This window comes from Gracilibacillus pellucidus (assembly GCF_033949965.1).
Taxonomy (GTDB): domain Bacteria; phylum Bacillota; class Bacilli; order Bacillales; family Amphibacillaceae; genus Gracilibacillus; species Gracilibacillus pellucidus.
In genome coordinates this window covers 37,127-54,674 of sequence record NZ_JAWZSR010000011.1, presented here as the reverse complement: position 1 = coordinate 54,674, position 17,548 = coordinate 37,127, and the positions used below count along the sequence as shown (strand labels likewise).

17 protein-coding genes are annotated in these 17,548 nt (G+C 39.6%); all 17 read left to right on the top strand.

The window, feature by feature from the left end:
- Window positions 1–98: 98 nt before the first annotated feature.
- Entirely contained in the window at window positions 99–3,644 is a 3,546-nt protein-coding gene (gene rpoB / locus SH601_RS15530; RefSeq protein ID WP_319959247.1) for a DNA-directed RNA polymerase subunit beta, read from the top strand.
- A gap of 112 nt (window positions 3,645–3,756) precedes the next feature.
- Complete coding sequence (rpoC, locus tag SH601_RS15525; RefSeq protein WP_319959246.1) at window positions 3,757–7,365, top strand: DNA-directed RNA polymerase subunit beta'; 3,609 nt, start codon at window positions 3,757–3,759, stop codon at window positions 7,363–7,365.
- Window positions 7,366–7,556: 191 nt separating this feature from the next.
- Window positions 7,557–7,808: a 50S ribosomal protein L7ae-like protein gene (locus SH601_RS15520; protein ID WP_319959245.1), complete on the top strand. Its 252-nt coding sequence runs from the start codon at window positions 7,557–7,559 to the stop codon at window positions 7,806–7,808.
- A 99-nt stretch (window positions 7,809–7,907) separates the two neighbouring features.
- A complete protein-coding gene (gene rpsL / locus SH601_RS15515; RefSeq protein WP_319959244.1) occupies window positions 7,908–8,324 on the top strand; it encodes a 30S ribosomal protein S12 in 417 nt (138 codons plus the stop codon).
- Window positions 8,325–8,359: 35 nt separating this feature from the next.
- Window positions 8,360–8,830: a 30S ribosomal protein S7 gene (gene rpsG / locus SH601_RS15510; RefSeq protein ID WP_319959243.1), complete on the top strand. Its 471-nt coding sequence runs from the start codon at window positions 8,360–8,362 to the stop codon at window positions 8,828–8,830.
- A 41-nt stretch (window positions 8,831–8,871) separates the two neighbouring features.
- Entirely contained in the window at window positions 8,872–10,950 is a 2,079-nt protein-coding gene (gene fusA / locus SH601_RS15505) for an elongation factor G (protein WP_319959242.1), read from the top strand.
- A 130-nt stretch (window positions 10,951–11,080) separates the two neighbouring features.
- On the top strand, window positions 11,081–12,271 hold the full coding sequence (gene tuf, locus SH601_RS15500) for an elongation factor Tu (RefSeq protein WP_319959240.1): 1,191 nt from the start codon (window positions 11,081–11,083) through the stop codon (window positions 12,269–12,271).
- Between the two features lie 502 nt (window positions 12,272–12,773).
- Entirely contained in the window at window positions 12,774–13,082 is a 309-nt protein-coding gene (gene rpsJ / locus SH601_RS15495; RefSeq protein WP_319959239.1) for a 30S ribosomal protein S10, read from the top strand.
- A gap of 31 nt (window positions 13,083–13,113) precedes the next feature.
- On the top strand, window positions 13,114–13,746 hold the full coding sequence (gene rplC, locus SH601_RS15490; RefSeq protein WP_319959238.1) for a 50S ribosomal protein L3: 633 nt from the start codon (window positions 13,114–13,116) through the stop codon (window positions 13,744–13,746).
- A 25-nt stretch (window positions 13,747–13,771) separates the two neighbouring features.
- On the top strand, window positions 13,772–14,395 hold the full coding sequence (gene rplD, locus SH601_RS15485; protein ID WP_319959237.1) for a 50S ribosomal protein L4: 624 nt from the start codon (window positions 13,772–13,774) through the stop codon (window positions 14,393–14,395).
- Complete coding sequence (gene rplW, locus SH601_RS15480; protein ID WP_319959236.1) at window positions 14,395–14,685, top strand: 50S ribosomal protein L23; 291 nt, start codon at window positions 14,395–14,397, stop codon at window positions 14,683–14,685. The genes rplD and rplW overlap by 1 nt, the downstream gene beginning before the upstream one ends.
- A gap of 26 nt (window positions 14,686–14,711) precedes the next feature.
- Window positions 14,712–15,542 carry a 50S ribosomal protein L2 gene (rplB, locus tag SH601_RS15475; protein ID WP_319959235.1) on the top strand — a complete coding sequence of 277 codons (831 nt, stop codon included), beginning with the start codon at window positions 14,712–14,714 and terminating at the stop codon, window positions 15,540–15,542.
- Window positions 15,543–15,600: 58 nt separating this feature from the next.
- Window positions 15,601–15,879 carry a 30S ribosomal protein S19 gene (rpsS, locus tag SH601_RS15470; protein ID WP_319959234.1) on the top strand — a complete coding sequence of 93 codons (279 nt, stop codon included), beginning with the start codon at window positions 15,601–15,603 and terminating at the stop codon, window positions 15,877–15,879.
- Window positions 15,880–15,898: 19 nt separating this feature from the next.
- Window positions 15,899–16,240, top strand: a complete 342-nt coding sequence (gene rplV / locus SH601_RS15465) for a 50S ribosomal protein L22 (RefSeq protein WP_319959233.1) — start codon at window positions 15,899–15,901, stop codon at window positions 16,238–16,240.
- A 3-nt stretch (window positions 16,241–16,243) separates the two neighbouring features.
- Complete coding sequence (gene rpsC, locus SH601_RS15460) at window positions 16,244–16,885, top strand: 30S ribosomal protein S3 (protein ID WP_319959232.1); 642 nt, start codon at window positions 16,244–16,246, stop codon at window positions 16,883–16,885.
- 17 nt (window positions 16,886–16,902) lie between these two features.
- A complete protein-coding gene (rplP, locus tag SH601_RS15455; protein WP_319959231.1) occupies window positions 16,903–17,337 on the top strand; it encodes a 50S ribosomal protein L16 in 435 nt (144 codons plus the stop codon).
- Entirely contained in the window at window positions 17,327–17,530 is a 204-nt protein-coding gene (gene rpmC, locus SH601_RS15450; RefSeq protein ID WP_035724125.1) for a 50S ribosomal protein L29, read from the top strand. Before rplP ends, rpmC begins: the two co-directional genes overlap by 11 nt.
- Window positions 17,531–17,548: the final 18 nt, after the last annotated feature.

Genomic DNA, 17,548 nt, shown 5'->3' with positions numbered 1-17,548 from the left:
CAAATCACTATAGTAAGTTGTGTATAAATAGTAGGTGTGGTTTCATTTGTGCTATTTTTATAGCAACTATCTTTAATATTGATCGAGGGGTGAATCAGTTGACAGGTCAACTAGTTCAATACGGACGACACCGCCAACGCCGAAGCTATGCGCGTATCAGCGAGGTATTAGAATTACCAAATTTAATCGAGATTCAAACTGCATCCTATCAATGGTTCTTAGATGAGGGCTTAAGAGAAATGTTTCAAGATATTTCTCCAATCGAAGATTTCGCCGGTAATTTATCACTGGAATTCGTCGATTATAAGCTTGATGAACCGAAATATCCAGTCGATGAATCGAAAGAAAGAGATGTAACTTACAACGCTCCTCTTCGAGTGAAAGTTCGTTTGTTAAATAACGAGACGGGTGAAGTAAAAGAGCAAGAAGTATTTATGGGAGATTTCCCGTTAATGACGGAAACAGGCACCTTTGTAATCAATGGTGCAGAACGTGTTATCGTTTCACAGCTTGTTCGTTCGCCAAGTGTTTACTTCAATGAGAAGATTGATAAAAACGGAAAACGTGGCTTTGGTGCTACAGTTATTCCAAATAGAGGTGCATGGTTAGAGTTCGAAACAGACGCAAAAGACGTTGTTCACGTACGAATTGATCGTACTAGAAAACTACCTATCACTGTATTACTTAGAGCACTAGGTTTCGGTGATGATCAAGAGATTCTAGAGTTACTTGGAGAGAATGAATACTTGAGGAACACTCTAGAAAAAGACAATACAGAAACTAGTGAAAAGGCGTTATTAGAAATTTATGAACGTCTACGTCCAGGAGAGCCACCAACAGTAGAAAATGCTAAAAGCTTATTAGTTTCACGATTCTTTGATCCGAAACGATATGACTTAGCGCATGTTGGTCGTTATAAATTAAATAAAAAATTACATTTGAAAAACCGTTTATTCAATCAGATTCTCGCAGAGCCATTAGTAGATCCTGAAACGGGTGAAGTGATTGCTAATGCAGGAGATCAGCTTGATAGACGATTGTTAGATAAAATCTTACCAATACTAGATTCAGAAGAAAATCGTTTCGGCGAAAAAGTATTGGAGCCACATGAAGGTGTGTTAGAAGAACCAATTCATGTGCAATCAGTAAAAATTATTGATCCAACTGATCCGGAAGGGGAAAGAAAGCTAACCGTATTAGGTAACTGTAATGTGGATGATAGCATTAAACATATTACACCTGCTGATATTCTTTCTGCTATCAGTTATTTCTTTAACATTTTACACGGAATCGGAGATACAGACGATATTGACCACTTAGGAAATCGTCGTCTTCGTTCAGTCGGTGAATTGTTACAAAATCAATTCAGAATCGGTTTATCACGTATGGAGCGTGTGGTTCGTGAAAGAATGTCTATCCAAGACACTTCATCTATTACGCCACAGCAATTGATTAATATTCGTCCAGTAATTGCATCTATTAAAGAATTCTTTGGTAGCTCGCAGTTATCACAGTTTATGGATCAAACAAATCCATTAGCCGAATTAACACATAAGAGACGTTTATCTGCACTAGGACCTGGTGGTCTAACTCGTGAACGTGCTGGTATGGAAGTGCGTGACGTTCACTATTCTCACTATGGTCGTATGTGTCCGATCGAAACACCTGAGGGTCCTAACATCGGTTTGATTAACTCATTATCATCTTATGCAAGAGTTAATAAATTTGGTTTCATTGAAACGCCATATCGCCGTGTTGACCCAGAAACAGGTCAAGTGACAGGTCAGATGGATTATTTAACAGCTGACGAAGAAGATAACTATGTTGTTGCGCAAGCAAATGCGAAATTAAATGAAGATGGAACGTTTGCAGATGAAGAAGTTATCTCAAGGTTCCGTGGTGAAAACACGATGGTTAAACGTGAAAAAATTGACTATATGGACGTTTCGCCTAAGCAAGTAGTATCTGCAGCGACAGCATGTATTCCTTTCTTGGAAAACGATGACTCCAACCGTGCCTTGATGGGTGCGAACATGCAGCGTCAAGCAGTGCCGCTTATTCAACCGAGATCACCAATCGTTGGTACAGGTATGGAATATGTATCTGGTAAAGACTCTGGTGCGGCCATTATTTGTAAGTACGAAGGTATTGTTGAACGTGTAGAAGCAAAAGAAGTGCTTGTTCGCCGTATTACAGAAGTAGATGGAAAAGAAGTAGAAGGTGACTTAGATCGCTATCGCCTACAGAAATTCATCCGTTCTAACCACGGTACTTCGATTAACCAACGTCCAATCGTGTCTAAAGGTGACCGTGTCACAAAAGGAGAAATCCTAGCTGATGGACCTTCAATGGAGTTAGGTGAATTAGCGTTAGGTCAGAACGTACTTGTTGGATTTATGACATGGGAAGGATATAACTACGAGGATGCGATCATCATGAGTGAGCGCCTTGTAAAAGATGATGTATATACTTCTATTCATATTGAAGAGTACGAATCGGAAGCGCGTGATACGAAGTTAGGACCTGAAGAGATCACACGTGATATCCCTAATGTTGGGGAAGATGCATTGCGTGATTTAGATGAAAGAGGTATTATTCGTGTCGGTGCAGAAGTGGATGACGGTGATTTATTAGTTGGTAAGGTTACGCCTAAAGGGGTAACAGAATTATCAGCTGAAGAACGTCTATTACATGCTATCTTTGGTGAAAAAGCTCGTGAAGTTCGTGATACATCACTAAGAGTACCTCACGGTGCAGGTGGTATTGTACTAGATGTTAAGATCTTCAACCGTGCAGACGGTGATGAATTACCACCAGGTGTTAACCAGTTAGTTCGTGTATATATCGTACAAAAACGTAAAATACATGAAGGGGATAAAATGGCCGGTCGTCACGGTAATAAAGGGGTTATCTCTAAGATATTACCAGAAGAAGATATGCCATTCCTACCAGACGGTACACCGATCGATATCATGTTAAACCCATTAGGGGTACCTTCTCGTATGAATATCGGGCAAGTGCTTGAGTTGCACTTAGGTATGGCTGCGAGACAACTTGGTATTCATGTTGCATCACCTGTATTTGATGGTGCGCGTGAGGAAGATGTTTGGGAAACACTAGAAGAAGCAGGATTAGCTAGAGATGCGAAAACAATCCTTTATGACGGACGTACAGGTGAACCATTTGATAACCGTGTATCTGTTGGTGTTATGTATATGATTAAACTAGCACACATGGTAGATGACAAACTACACGCTCGTTCAACAGGACCATACTCACTAGTTACGCAACAACCATTAGGTGGTAAAGCACAATTTGGTGGACAACGTTTCGGTGAGATGGAGGTATGGGCACTTGAAGCATATGGTGCTGCTTACACATTACAAGAAATCTTAACTGTTAAATCAGATGATACAGTTGGTCGTGTGAAAACATATGAATCAATTGTTAAAGGTGATAACGTTCCTGAACCAGGAATCCCAGAATCATTTAAAGTATTGATTAAAGAATTACAAAGTTTAGGTATGGATGTGAAGATGTTATCAGGTGATGAGCAAGAAATTGAGCTCACAGATGATGAAGATGATGATTCGCAATCTGCTGACAACTTTAATTTAGAGATAGAAGAAGCACCTAGCAAATAGAGGTTAACTATATTCAAACCCGATCAACCTTCTCGCAAGATTGATCGGGCGCGAATCGTTAATAAGCATAATGCTTGAATCAAAACAAAAGACTAAAAGGGAGGTTTACCCCTTGTTAGATGTAAATAATTTTGAATATATGAAGATTGGATTAGCGTCACCAAATAAAATCCGTTCATGGTCATTTGGTGAGGTAAAGAAACCAGAAACGATTAATTATCGTACATTAAAACCTGAAAAAGATGGTCTGTTTTGTGAACGAATTTTCGGTCCTACAAAAGATTGGGAATGTCATTGTGGTAAATATAAGCGTGTAAGATATAAAGGTGTTGTATGTGATCGTTGTGGTGTGGAAGTAACAAAAGCAAAAGTTCGTCGTGAACGCATGGGTCACATCGAATTGGCTGCGCCGGTATCACACATCTGGTATTTCAAAGGTATTCCTAGTCGTATGGGATTAGTACTAGATATGTCACCTAGAGCGCTGGAAGAAGTTATTTACTTCGCAGCATACATCGTAACGGATCCAGGTGATACGGCACTTGAGAAAAAACAATTGCTATCTGAAAAAGAATACCGTGCTTATCGCGATAAATATGGTAGCTCATTCAAAGCTGACATGGGTGCAGAAGCAATCAAAAAAATCTTACAAGATATCGATCTTGAAAAAGAAGTAGAAATTCTACGTGAAGAATTAAAATCAGCACAAGGTCAACGTAGAACTCGCGCGATTAAACGTTTAGAAGTATTAGAGGCATTCCGTAACTCTGGTAATGAACCAAGTTGGATGATTATGGATGTATTGCCTATTATCCCGCCAGAATTAAGACCAATGGTTCAGTTAGATGGTGGACGCTTTGCTACTTCAGATTTAAACGACTTATATCGTCGAGTAATCAATCGTAATAATCGTTTGAAACGTCTTCTTGATTTAGGTGCTCCAAGCATTATCGTGCAGAATGAAAAACGTATGCTTCAAGAAGCTGTTGACGCACTTATTGATAATGGACGTCGTGGACGCCCAGTAACTGGTCCAGGTAACCGTCCGTTAAAATCTTTATCTCATATGTTGAAAGGTAAACAAGGTCGTTTCCGTCAAAACTTATTAGGTAAACGTGTTGACTATTCTGGACGTTCTGTAATCGTCGTAGGTCCACATTTGAAAATGTACCAATGTGGTCTACCGAAAGAAATGGCGGTTGAATTATTCAAACCGTTTATCATGAAAGAATTAGTAGAGCGTGGATTAGCGCATAACATTAAATCTGCTAAACGGAAAATTGAAAGATTACATGAGGAAGTATGGGATGTCCTTGAAGATGTAATTAAAGAACACCCAGTATTACTAAACCGTGCACCAACTCTTCACCGTTTAGGTATTCAAGCATTTGAACCTACACTTGTAGAAGGTCGTGCGATTCGCTTGCACCCATTAGTGTGTACAGCATACAACGCAGATTTTGACGGTGACCAAATGGCGGTACACGTTCCGTTATCAGCAGAAGCACAGGCAGAAGCTCGTATTTTAATGCTTGCCGCTCAAAACATTCTAAACCCTAAAGATGGTAAACCAGTTGTTACACCATCACAGGATATGGTATTAGGTAACTATTACTTAACATTAGAACGTGAAAATGCTATTGGTGAAGGTATGATCTTCAAAGATCTAAACGAAGCAATGCTAGCTTATCAAAATGGCTATGTACATTTACACACTCGTGTTGCCGTTCAACCATCTTCACTAAATAAAGAAGCATTCACAGAAGAACAAACAAACAAATTATTAATTACCACTGTTGGTAAATTAATTTTTAACAGTATGCTGCCAGAATCATTCCCTTATATGAATGAGCCAACACAGCAAAACTTAGAAGTTGCAACACCTGATAAATACTTTGTTGAACAAGGTGTTAATATCACACAAGAAATTGCAAAACGTGATATTATTGCACCGTTCAAAAAAGGTATTCTTGGTGATATCATTGCAGAAGTATTCAAGAAGTTCAAAATTAGTGAAACATCTAAAATGCTTGACCGCATGAAAGATTTAGGATTTGCTTACTCTACTAAAGCTGGTATTACAGTTGGTGTTGCCGATATCGTAGTGCTTTCTGAGAAAGAAGAAATCTTGAAAGAAGCACAAGATAAAGTAGATAAAGTTACGAAGCAATTCCGTCGAGGTCTTATTACGGAAGAAGAACGCTATGATCGTGTCATTGCTGTTTGGTCTCAAGCAAAAGATACAATTCAAGCTAAACTAATGCAATCACTAGATAACAGTAACCCGATCTTCATGATGAGTGATTCAGGAGCTCGTGGTAACGCGTCTAACTTTACACAGTTAGCAGGTATGCGTGGGTTAATGGCCAACCCGGCTGGTCGAATTATTGAGTTGCCGATTAAATCAAGTTTCCGTGAAGGTTTAACAGTATTAGAATACTTTATCTCTACACACGGTGCTCGTAAAGGTCTTGCCGATACAGCCCTTAAGACAGCAGACTCTGGTTACTTAACAAGACGTCTAGTTGATGTTGCGCAGGATGTTATTATCCGTGAGGATGATTGTGGAACAGATCGTGGCTTAACAGTATCTGCTATTACAGAAGGTACGGAAATGATCGAACCATTATTTGATCGTCTAGTTGGTAGAACGGCATTCCAAAACGTGAAGCATCCAGAAACAAATGAACTTATCGTTGCGAAAAACGAAGTAATTTCTGAAGATGCAGCGAAAGAAATCACAGAAGCAGGAATTGAAGAGGTAACTATCCGCTCTGCTTTCACATGTAATACCAAACATGGTGCATGTAAAAAATGTTACGGCCGTAACCTAGCTACTGGTGAAGAAGTAGAAGTAGGAGAAGCGGTAGGTATCATCGCTGCTCAATCTATCGGTGAGCCAGGTACACAGTTAACAATGCGTACATTCCACACTGGTGGGGTAGCAGGTAACGATATTACACAAGGTTTACCGCGTATTCAAGAGATCTTCGAAGCGCGTAATCCGAAAGGTCAGGCAGTTATTTCAGAACTGAATGGTATTGTTCAAGATGTTACAGAAGTCAAAGACAAACAAGAAATCGTTGTTCAAAGTGCTGTAGAGACAAAAACTTATACAGCTCCATACGGTTCTCGACTTAAAGTAGCGATTGGCGATTCAGTAGAAGCTGGTCAACCATTGACAGAAGGTTCTATTGATCCGAAAGAACTACTGAAAATCCAAGGTATCGACGGCGTACAAACGTATCTATTAAAAGAGGTACAGAAAGTATACCGTATGCAAGGGGTAGAGATTGGTGATAAACACGTCGAGGTAATGGTGCGACAAATGCTTCGTAAAGTACGTGTTGCTGATGCTGGAGATACAGAAGTACTACCTGGCTCTCTATTAGAAATTCACCAGTTCAAGGATGCTAATAAAGAAGCGCTAGTAACAGGTGGTCAACCAGCAGTAGGTCGTCCAGTATTACTAGGTATCACTAAAGCATCTCTAGAAACAGATTCATTCTTATCAGCTGCGTCATTCCAAGAAACAACTAGAGTATTAACAGATGCAGCAATTAAAGGTAAACGTGATGAACTGTTAGGATTGAAAGAGAATGTTATTATTGGTAAACTTGTCCCAGCAGGTACTGGTATGCCGCGTTATCGTAAGATTCAAGAAAAACTAGCAGAAGATCTAAAGCAAGCAGAAACAAACTCTGAAGAAGTTACACAATAACTTTTATAAATGGATTACCTGCCATATAAAGTGGCGGGTAACCCATTAAATACATTTACTTGATAGACAACAAGGACGAAATACTTTAAATAATTGTATAAATTCACAAATAAAAGTTGACTTTATTTTTTGGTGATGATAGTATATTTAAGGTGCTTCCGTTATCCTTGTTTGCTTTGGAGGATATGAATATGTCTTATGAAAAAGTGGCACAGGTAAATACTGAAAAGATAATCGGAACAAAACAAGTCTTAAAAGCCATTAAAAATGGTCATGCAAAAGAAGTGATCATTGCTAGTGATGCTGATTTGCATTTAACTAGCAGAGTTTCACAGACTGCGACAGAACACTCTGTACCTATTTCTTATGTGGATTCTATGAAAGAACTAGGAAAAGCTTGTGGAATAGATGTTGGAGCAGCAACCGTAGTGATCAAACAATAAAGTTTTGGCAATTATTTGCGAAGACTTTGTTTTTTGCTCTAATATGAACCACCTGGATGTGTGGTATTACATCTTTACTAAAGAGAGGAGGAAATCTAGATGCCAACTATTAATCAATTAGTTCGTAAAGGTCGTGTATCTAAGTCTAAAAAGTCAGATTCACCAGCTTTAAATAAAGGTTATAACAGCCGTAGAAAAATTGCGACTGATCAATCTTCTCCACAAAAACGTGGTGTATGTACTCGTGTTGGTACGCTAACACCTAAGAAACCAAACTCTGCACTTCGTAAATATGCACGTGTACGTTTGTCAAACCAAATCGAGGTAACAGCTTATATTCCTGGAATTGGACACAACTTACAAGAGCACAGTGTAGTGTTAATTCGTGGTGGACGTGTAAAAGACTTACCAGGGGTACGTTACCATATCGTTCGTGGTGCACTTGATACTTCAGGTGTTGAAGGTCGTATGCAAGGTCGTTCTAAATACGGAGCGAAAAGACCTAAGAAAAAATAATTTCTTCAATAAGATTTTAGGAAGGAGGGAAAGATATGCCACGTAAAGGACCAGTACAAAAGCGTGATGTCTTACCAGATCCGTTATACAACTCAAAACTTGTTACACGTTTAATCAATCAAATTATGGTTGATGGAAAAAGAGGTAAAGCACAAAAGATTTTGTATAGTGCGTTTGAATTAGTACAAGAACGTAGCGGCCAGAACGCAATGGACGTTTTTGAACAAGCTATGAAAAACGTTATGCCAGTACTTGAAGTACGCGCTCGTCGTGTTGGTGGTTCTAACTACCAAGTACCAGTTGAGGTTAGACCAGAACGTCGTCAAGCTTTAGGTTTACGTTACATCGTAAATTACTCTCGTCTTCGCGGTGAAAAAACAATGGAAGAGCGTTTAGCGAATGAAATCCTAGATGCTTCAAACAATACAGGTGCGTCTGTTAAAAAACGCGAAGATATGCACAAAATGGCGGAAGCAAACAAAGCATTTGCTCACTACCGCTGGTAATTATCAAACCACTATATTATATGTAGGAAGGAGAAATATTCATGCCTAGAGAGTTCTCCTTGGAGAATACACGTAATATCGGTATCATGGCTCACATCGATGCTGGTAAAACAACAGCAACAGAACGTATCTTGTACTACACAGGTCGTATCCACAAAATCGGAGAAACACACGAAGGTGCTTCTCAAATGGACTGGATGGATCAGGAACAAGAACGCGGTATTACCATTACCTCTGCAGCTACAACTGCGCAATGGAAAGGTAACCGTATTAACATCATCGATACACCTGGACACGTAGACTTCACAGTAGAAGTTGAGCGTTCATTACGTGTACTTGATGGTGCGGTAGCTGTACTAGATGCTCAGTCTGGTGTAGAACCGCAAACAGAAACAGTGTGGCGCCAAGCAACAACTTATGGTGTACCACGTATTGTTTTTGTAAACAAAATGGATAAAGTCGGTGCAGACTTCCTTTATTCAGTAGGTACGATTGGCGATCGTTTGGGAGCTAATGCTCACCCAGTACAACTTCCAATTGGTGCTGAAGATGAATTTGAAGGAATCATTGATCTTGTTTCAATGCAAGCTCACTACTACCTTGATGATCTTGGTAATCGTACAGAAGCTAAGCCAATTCCTGATGAGTACAAAGAACAAGCAGAGGAATATCGTACAAACCTTGTTGAAGCAGTTGCTGAATTAGATGAAGAACTAATGATGCGCTACTTAGACGGTGAAGAATTCTCTAACGAAGAATTAGTAGACGCTATTCGTAAAGCTACATTAAGTGTAGAATTTTATCCAGTATTCTGTGGATCAGCTTTCAAAAACAAAGGTGTTCAATTATTAATTGATGGTGTTGTAGATTACTTACCATCTCCATTGGATATCGCTGCGATTGAAGGTATTGTTCCAGATACAGAAGAAGAAGTAGTACGTAAAGCTGATGATAAAGAACCATTCTCAGCACTTGCGTTTAAGGTAATGACAGATCCATTCGTTGGTAAACTTACATTCTTCCGTGTGTACTCTGGTGTCTTAAAATCAGGTTCATACATTAAAAACTCTACGAAAGATAAACGTGAACGTGTAGGACGTATCCTACAAATGCACGCAAACTCTCGTGAGGAAATTGATGAAGTTTATGCTGGAGATATCGCGGGTGCAGTTGGTTTGAAAGATACTAGTACTGGAGACACACTATGTGATGAGAAAAGTCTAGTAATCCTAGAATCAATGGAATTCCCTGAACCAGTAATCTCTGTTGCGATTGAACCTAAATCAAAAGCAGACCAAGATAAGATGGGTATTGCATTAGCTAAACTAGCTGAGGAAGACCCTACATTCAGAACTGAAACAGATCAGGAAACTGGTCAAACAATCATTTCTGGTATGGGTGAGTTACACCTTGATATTATCGTGGACCGTTTGAAACGTGAGTTCAAAGTAGAAGCTAACGTTGGTGCTCCACAAGTATCTTACCGTGAAACATTCCGTGCTTCTGCGGAAGTAGAAGGTAAATTCGTTCGCCAATCTGGTGGTCGTGGTCAGTATGGTCACGTTTGGGTTAAATTCGAACCAAACGAAGAAGGTGCTGGTTTTGAATTCGTTAATAATATCGTTGGTGGTGTAGTACCACGTGAATACATCGCATCTGTTGAGGCTGGTATTAAAGAAACAATGGAAAATGGTGTACTTGCAGGATACCCATTAATCGATTTAAAGGCGACGCTTTTTGATGGAAGTTATCACGATGTCGATTCCAATGAAACGGCATTTAAAGTAGCAGCGTCAATGGCGCTTAAAGCAGCGAAGAACAAATGTGACCCTGCAATCCTTGAACCAATGATGAAGGTTGAGGTAGTTATCCCAGAAGAATACATGGGAGACATCATGGGTGATGTTACTTCTCGTCGTGGACGTGTGGAAGGAATGGAAGCTCGAGGTACAGCACAAGTTGTTAAAGCATTCGTACCATTAGCAGAAATGTTTGGTTATGCAACTTCACTTCGTTCTAATACACAAGGTCGTGGTACTTACACTATGCACTTCGATCATTATGAAGAAGTTCCTAAGAGTCTAGCAGAAGAAATTATCAAGAAAAATGCTGGACAATAAATAATTTTTATAATTGATTTTTTCAGCAATCTGAAGTATAACTTGTATTATAGGCTTAGACGAGTTATCGCTAAGCCAAGATACATGAAAATAAATAAAAACTTTTACTTAATTAAAGGAGGAAATATACATGGCTAAAGAAAAATTTGACCGTTCCAAAGACCACGTTAATATTGGTACAATTGGACACGTTGACCATGGTAAAACAACTTTAACTGCAGCAATTACAAACGTATTATTCAACAAATTTGGTAGTGGGGAAGCTCGTGCTTACGACCAAATCGATGGTGCTCCAGAAGAGAAGGAACGTGGAATCACTATCTCAACTGCACACGTTGAGTATGAAACAGATTCTCGTCACTATGCACACGTTGACTGCCCAGGACACGCTGACTATGTTAAAAATATGATCACTGGTGCTGCACAAATGGACGGAGCTATCCTTGTAGTATCTGCTGCAGATGGTCCAATGCCACAAACTCGTGAGCACATCTTACTTTCTCGTCAAGTAGGTGTACCTGCGATTGTTGTATTCTTAAACAAATGTGATATGGTAGATGACGAAGAACTTCTAGAACTAGTTGAAATGGAAGTACGTGATCTATTATCTGAATACGAATTCCCTGGTGATGATGTACCAGTAATTAAAGGTTCTGCACTTAAAGCACTTGAAGGTGAAGAGCAATATGTAAATGCAATCCTTGAACTTATGGATGCTGTTGATGAGTATATTCCTCGTCCAGAACGTGATACTGAGAAATCATTCATGATGCCAGTTGAGGACGTATTCTCAATCACTGGTCGTGGTACTGTAGCAACAGGACGTGTTGAGCGTGGTGTTGTTAAAGTTGGTGATGAAGTAGATATCATTGGTCTTAACGAAGAAACTGCTAAAACAACTATTACTGGTGTTGAAATGTTCCGTAAGCTTCTTGATTATGCTGAAGCTGGTGACAACATTGGTGCATTACTTCGTGGTGTTGCACGTGAAGACATCAACCGTGGTCAAGTATTAGCAAAGCCTGGTAGTATTACTCCACATACTAAATTCAAAGCGGAAGTTTATGTACTTTCAAAAGATGAAGGTGGACGTCACACTCCATTCTTCTCTAACTACCGCCCTCAGTTCTACTTCCGTACAACTGATGTAACTGGTGTTATCAACCTTCCAGAAGGTGTTGAAATGGTAATGCCTGGTGATAACATTGAGATGACTGTAGAACTTATTGCACCAATCGCGATCGAGGATGGAACTAAATTCTCAATCCGTGAAGGTGGACGTACAGTAGGCGCTGGTGTTGTAGCTGAAATCACTGAGTAATCAGTGTTGATTAAAAAAAGCAGATAGCTTAAGCTATCTGCTTTTTATATTTGTACAATTTCGTTCAGTCTGCTGATATCTATATATAGAACATAAAGAGCTGGCTATAATTAGACGATGTAGAGAAAATAAAAAACTTTGACGATGTGCATTTTGTATATATGAATTGCCAAAAGGTAACAATGATGCTAGGATAACTGCAGAAGAAAAAAGTAATGTAATGGATGAAGTAGTTAGCTGGATTAATAGTATAGAATAATGCGACAATTCAAAACTGTAGAAATGCTTGTGGCAAAAGGGATAAACCTAAAATTTTTCTAAAAAAATTTCATATAAATCTTGCAATCATCACGGTAATTCTATATAATGAATAATGTTGGTCATAAACAGGCGATGATGCGGAAGGTTGTTGGCACACCCGGCCCCTTTGCCATGGCTAGTGTGCGAAGGAATTTTCGCGGAGAATGTCTATTATCTAAATGGGCGAAAAGGAGGGAACATAATGGCAAAAGAAAAAATTAGAATTCGTTTAAAAGCGTATGATCACCGTATCTTAGATCAGTCTGCAGAAAAAATCGTAGACACAGCAAAAAGATCAGGTGCAGGAGTTTCAGGTCCAATTCCGTTACCGACAGAAAGATCTGTTTATACGGTATTGCGTGCGACTCACAAGTATAAAGATTCTCGTGAGCAGTTTGAAATGCGCACACACAAACGTCTAATTGACATTGTAAGTCCAACACCAAAAACGGTTGATGCTTTAATGCGTCTTGATTTACCGTCAGGTGTAGATATTGAAATTAAACTATAATATACATTTAACACTTTAGGAGGTGTAACGGATGACGAAAAGAATCTTAGGTCGCAAAATCGGCATGACTCAGATCTTCTCTGAAGATGGTGAATTAATTCCCGTTACAGTAGTTGAAGCTGAACCAAACGTTGTGCTGCAAAAGCGTACAGAAGAAAATGATGGTTATGCAGCAATTCAAGTAGGATTCGCTGATCAGAAGAAAAATCGTACGAACAAACCGGAAGCAGGACATGCTGAAAAAGCAAACACTACTCCTAAGCGCTTCGTTCGTGAATTCCGTGACGTAAATCTTGAAGAATATGATTTAGGTCAAGAAATCAACGTAGAGGCTTTTGAAGCAGGAGATATTATTGATGTAACAGGTACTTCTAAGGGTAAAGGATTCCAAGGTGCTATCAAGCGTCACAACCAACAACGTGGCCCTGAATCACACGGTTCTCATTACCATAGATCACCAGGTTCAATGGGTGCTGCTGCTGACCCGGCACGAGTTTTCAAAGGTAAAAAACTTCCAGGTCAAATGGGTGGTAAACAAATCACTATCCAAAACTTAGAAGTAGTTAAAGTTGATGCTGAACGTAACCTATTGTTAATCAAAGGTAACGTACCAGGTGCAAAAAAATCATTCGTGAAAATTACGAGTGCAGTAAAGGCTAACTAATTAATAACTGAAGGGAGGATATGTCATGCCTAAAGTAGCACTATTTAATCAAACTGGATCACAAGTTGGTGATGTAGAAATTAACGATGCGGTATTCGGAATCGAGCCAAATGAACATGTACTACATGATGCTGTTTTAATGCAACGCGCGTCTCTTCGCCAAGGTACACACGCGGTTAAAAACCGTTCGGAAGTACGTGGTGGTGGTCGTAAACCATGGCGCCAAAAAGGAACAGGTCGTGCACGTCAAGGTTCAACTCGTTCGCCACAATGGGTAGGCGGTGGAACAGTGTTCGGACCGACTCCAAGAAGCTATAGCTACAATTTACCTAAGAAAGTTCGTAGATTAGCACTTAAATCTGCTCTTTCTTCTAAAGTAAAAGACGATAGCTTAGTTGTATTAGAAGGAATTGCTATTGAAGCTCCTAAAACAAAAGAAGTTGTTTCAATGCTTTCTTCATTAAACGTAGATGCAAAAGCATTAATCGTTACAGCTGACAAGAATGAAGTATTAGCTAAATCAGCTAACAACCTTCAAAACGTAAAAGTACTATCTGTAAGTGAAGTAAATGTATTAGACTTGCTTACGCATGACAAGCTGATCATTACTAAAGAAGCAGCTGAAAAAGCAGGGGAGGTGCTTGCATAATGGCAGATGCACGTGATATTATTAAGCGCCCAGTAATTACTGAACACTCTGCAGACTTAATGGCAGAAAAGAAATATACTTTTGAAGTAAGCAAAGATGCAAATAAATCACAAATCAAAGATGCAGTAGAAGAAATCTTTGGTGTGAAAGTCGTAAACGTAAATACATTGAATAAAAAAGGTAAGTTCAAGCGCATGGGACGTTATGGCGGATATCGCCCTAACCGTAAAAAAGCGATTGTTCAATTATCTGAAGACAGCAAAGAACTAGATTTCTTTGAAACAATGTAATTTGATTAATAAAGGAGGGAAATCAGATGGCGATTAAAAAGTTTAAACCAACCACTAATGGTCGTAGAGCTATGACGGCATCAGACTTTGCTGAGATTACTACTAATCAGCCGGAAAAATCTTTACTTGCACCATTAAAGAAACGCGGTGGACGTAATAACCAAGGTAAGTTAACAGTTCGTCATCAAGGCGGTGGACATAAACGTAAATATCGTATTATCGATTTCAAACGTGACAAAGATGGAATACCAGGCAAAGTTGCTACAATCGAATACGATCCAAACCGTTCTGCAAACATCGCTTTAATCCATTATACTGATGGAGAGAAACGTTATATCATTGCACCAAAAGGTATTGAAGTAGGTCAAGAGATCGAATCAGGATCCAATGCAGATATTAAACCAGGAAATGCATTACCACTTGGAGATATTCCAGTAGGTACAATCATTCACAACATTGAATTAAAACCTGGTCGTGGAGCTCAGTTAGCAAGATCTGCTGGTGCGCAAGCACAAATCTTAGGTCGTGAAGGTAAATACGTATTAGTACGTTTAGCTTCTGGCGAAGTACGCTTAGTCTTAGCAACTTGCCGTGCGACTGTAGGTCAAGTAGGTAACTTAGAACACGAATTAATCAACGTTGGTAAAGCTGGACGTTCTCGATGGTTAGGTAAACGCCCTACAGTTCGTGGTTCTGTAATGAACCCTAATGATCACCCACATGGTGGTGGTGAAGGTCGTGCACCAATCGGGCGTAAATCACCAGTTTCACCTTGGGGTAAACCAACTCTTGGTTACAAAACTCGTAAACGCAACAAAGCGTCTGATAAATTTATTGTACGTAAACGTAAAAAATAACGGGATTGAACGACGGGCGTAAATAACCCGTCTGTCAATCGCGAAGGGAGGCTTATCCATGGGTCGTAGCTTAAAAAAAGGACCTTTCGCAGATAATCATTTATTGAATAAAATCGACAAGCTAAACGAGGATGACAAAAAGACAGTAGTGAAAACTTGGTCTCGTCGTTCTACTATTTTCCCAAGCTTCGTTGGTCATACAATTGCTGTATATGATGGTCGTAAACATGTACCGGTATATGTAACAGAAGATATGGTTGGACACAAATTAGGTGAATTTGCGCCAACTCGTACGTATAGAGGCCATGCCGGAGATGACAAGAAAACAAAACGTTAATTGAGAGGAGGTACTCCTAATGCAAGCAAAAGCTGTTGCGAAATCAATTCGTATTGCTCCTCGTAAAGTTCGCCTAGTGATTGATCTAATCCGTGGTAAACAAGTAGGAGAAGCAATTGCGATTTTAAAACACACACAACGCGGTGCGTCACCAGTTGTAGAAAAATTATTAAACTCTGCTATCGCAAATGCAGAGCATAACTATGAAATGAATGCTGACAACTTAGTAGTGTCAGAAGCGTTTGTCAACGAAGGAGCTACGTTGAAACGTTTCCGCCCACGTGCACAAGGTCGTGCATCACAAATTAACAAACGTACTAGCCACATTACAGTGGTTCTATCTGAGAAAAAGGAGGGATAATCTGTGGGTCAAAAAGTAAATCCAACTGGTCTTCGTGTCGGAGTCATTAAAGATTGGGAATCTAAATGGTATGCAGGAAAAGATTACGCAGACCTTTTACATGAAGACATCAAAATTCGTGACTATATCGAAGGTCGATTAAAAGATGGTGCTGTATCTAAAGTTGAAATCGAAAGAGCAGCAAACCGAGTAAATATTTCAATCTCTACAGCTAAACCAGGTATGGTAATCGGTAAAGGTGGTTCTGAAGTAGAAGCTTTACGTAAATCACTTAACCAACTTACTGGTAAGAGAGTTCACATCAACATTGTTGAAGTGAAAAAAGCAGATTTGGATGCTACATTGGTAGCAGAAAACATCGCTCGTCAATTAGAAAACCGTGTTTCATTCCGTCGTGCGCAAAAACAAACGATCCAACGCGCTATGCGTGCAGGTGCGAAAGGTATTCGTACTCAAGTATCAGGTCGTCTTGGCGGTGCTGACATGGCAAGAGCTGAAAGCTATAGTGAAGGAACTGTTCCACTTCATACTTTACGTGCAGATATCGATTATGGAACTGCAGAAGCAGACACTACTTACGGTAAACTAGGTGTTAAAGTATGGATTTATCGTGGAGAAGTCCTTCCAACTAAGAACAACAAATAAGGAAGGGGGCAAACATTATGTTAATGCCAAAACGTGTAAAACATCGTAAGCAACATCGTGGTAATATGAAAGGTAAAGCCAAAGGTGGTACGTCAGTAGCATTTGGTGAATATGGTCTTCAGGCTGTTGGTAATGCATGGATTACTAGCCGTCAAATCGAAGCAGCTCGTATAGCGATGACTCGTTATATGAAGCGTGGTGGTAAAGTTTGGATTAAAATTTTCCCAGACAAACCTTATACAGCTAAGCCTCTAGAGGTTCGTATGGGTTCTGGTAAAGGTGCTCCTGAAGGATGGGTAGCAGTAGTAAAACCTGGTAAGATAATGTTTGAGATTGCAGGTGTATCGGAAGAGGTAGCGCGTGAAGCACTTCGTCTTGCATCTCATAAATTGCCAATCAAAACGAAATTCGTAAAACGAGAAGAAATTGGTGGTGAAATCAATGAAGGCTAATGAAATTAGAGAACTAACCACTGCCGAAATTGAACAAAAGATCAAGTCATTAAAAGAAGAGCTTTTCAATTTGCGTTTCCAACTTGCTACCGGGCAATTGGAAAACACAGCACGTCTACGTGAAGTACGTAAGTCAATCGCACGTATGAAGACTGTTGTTCGCGAAAGAGAGCTAAGCGTAAATAACGGATAATAAAGGAGGTTAGCCTCA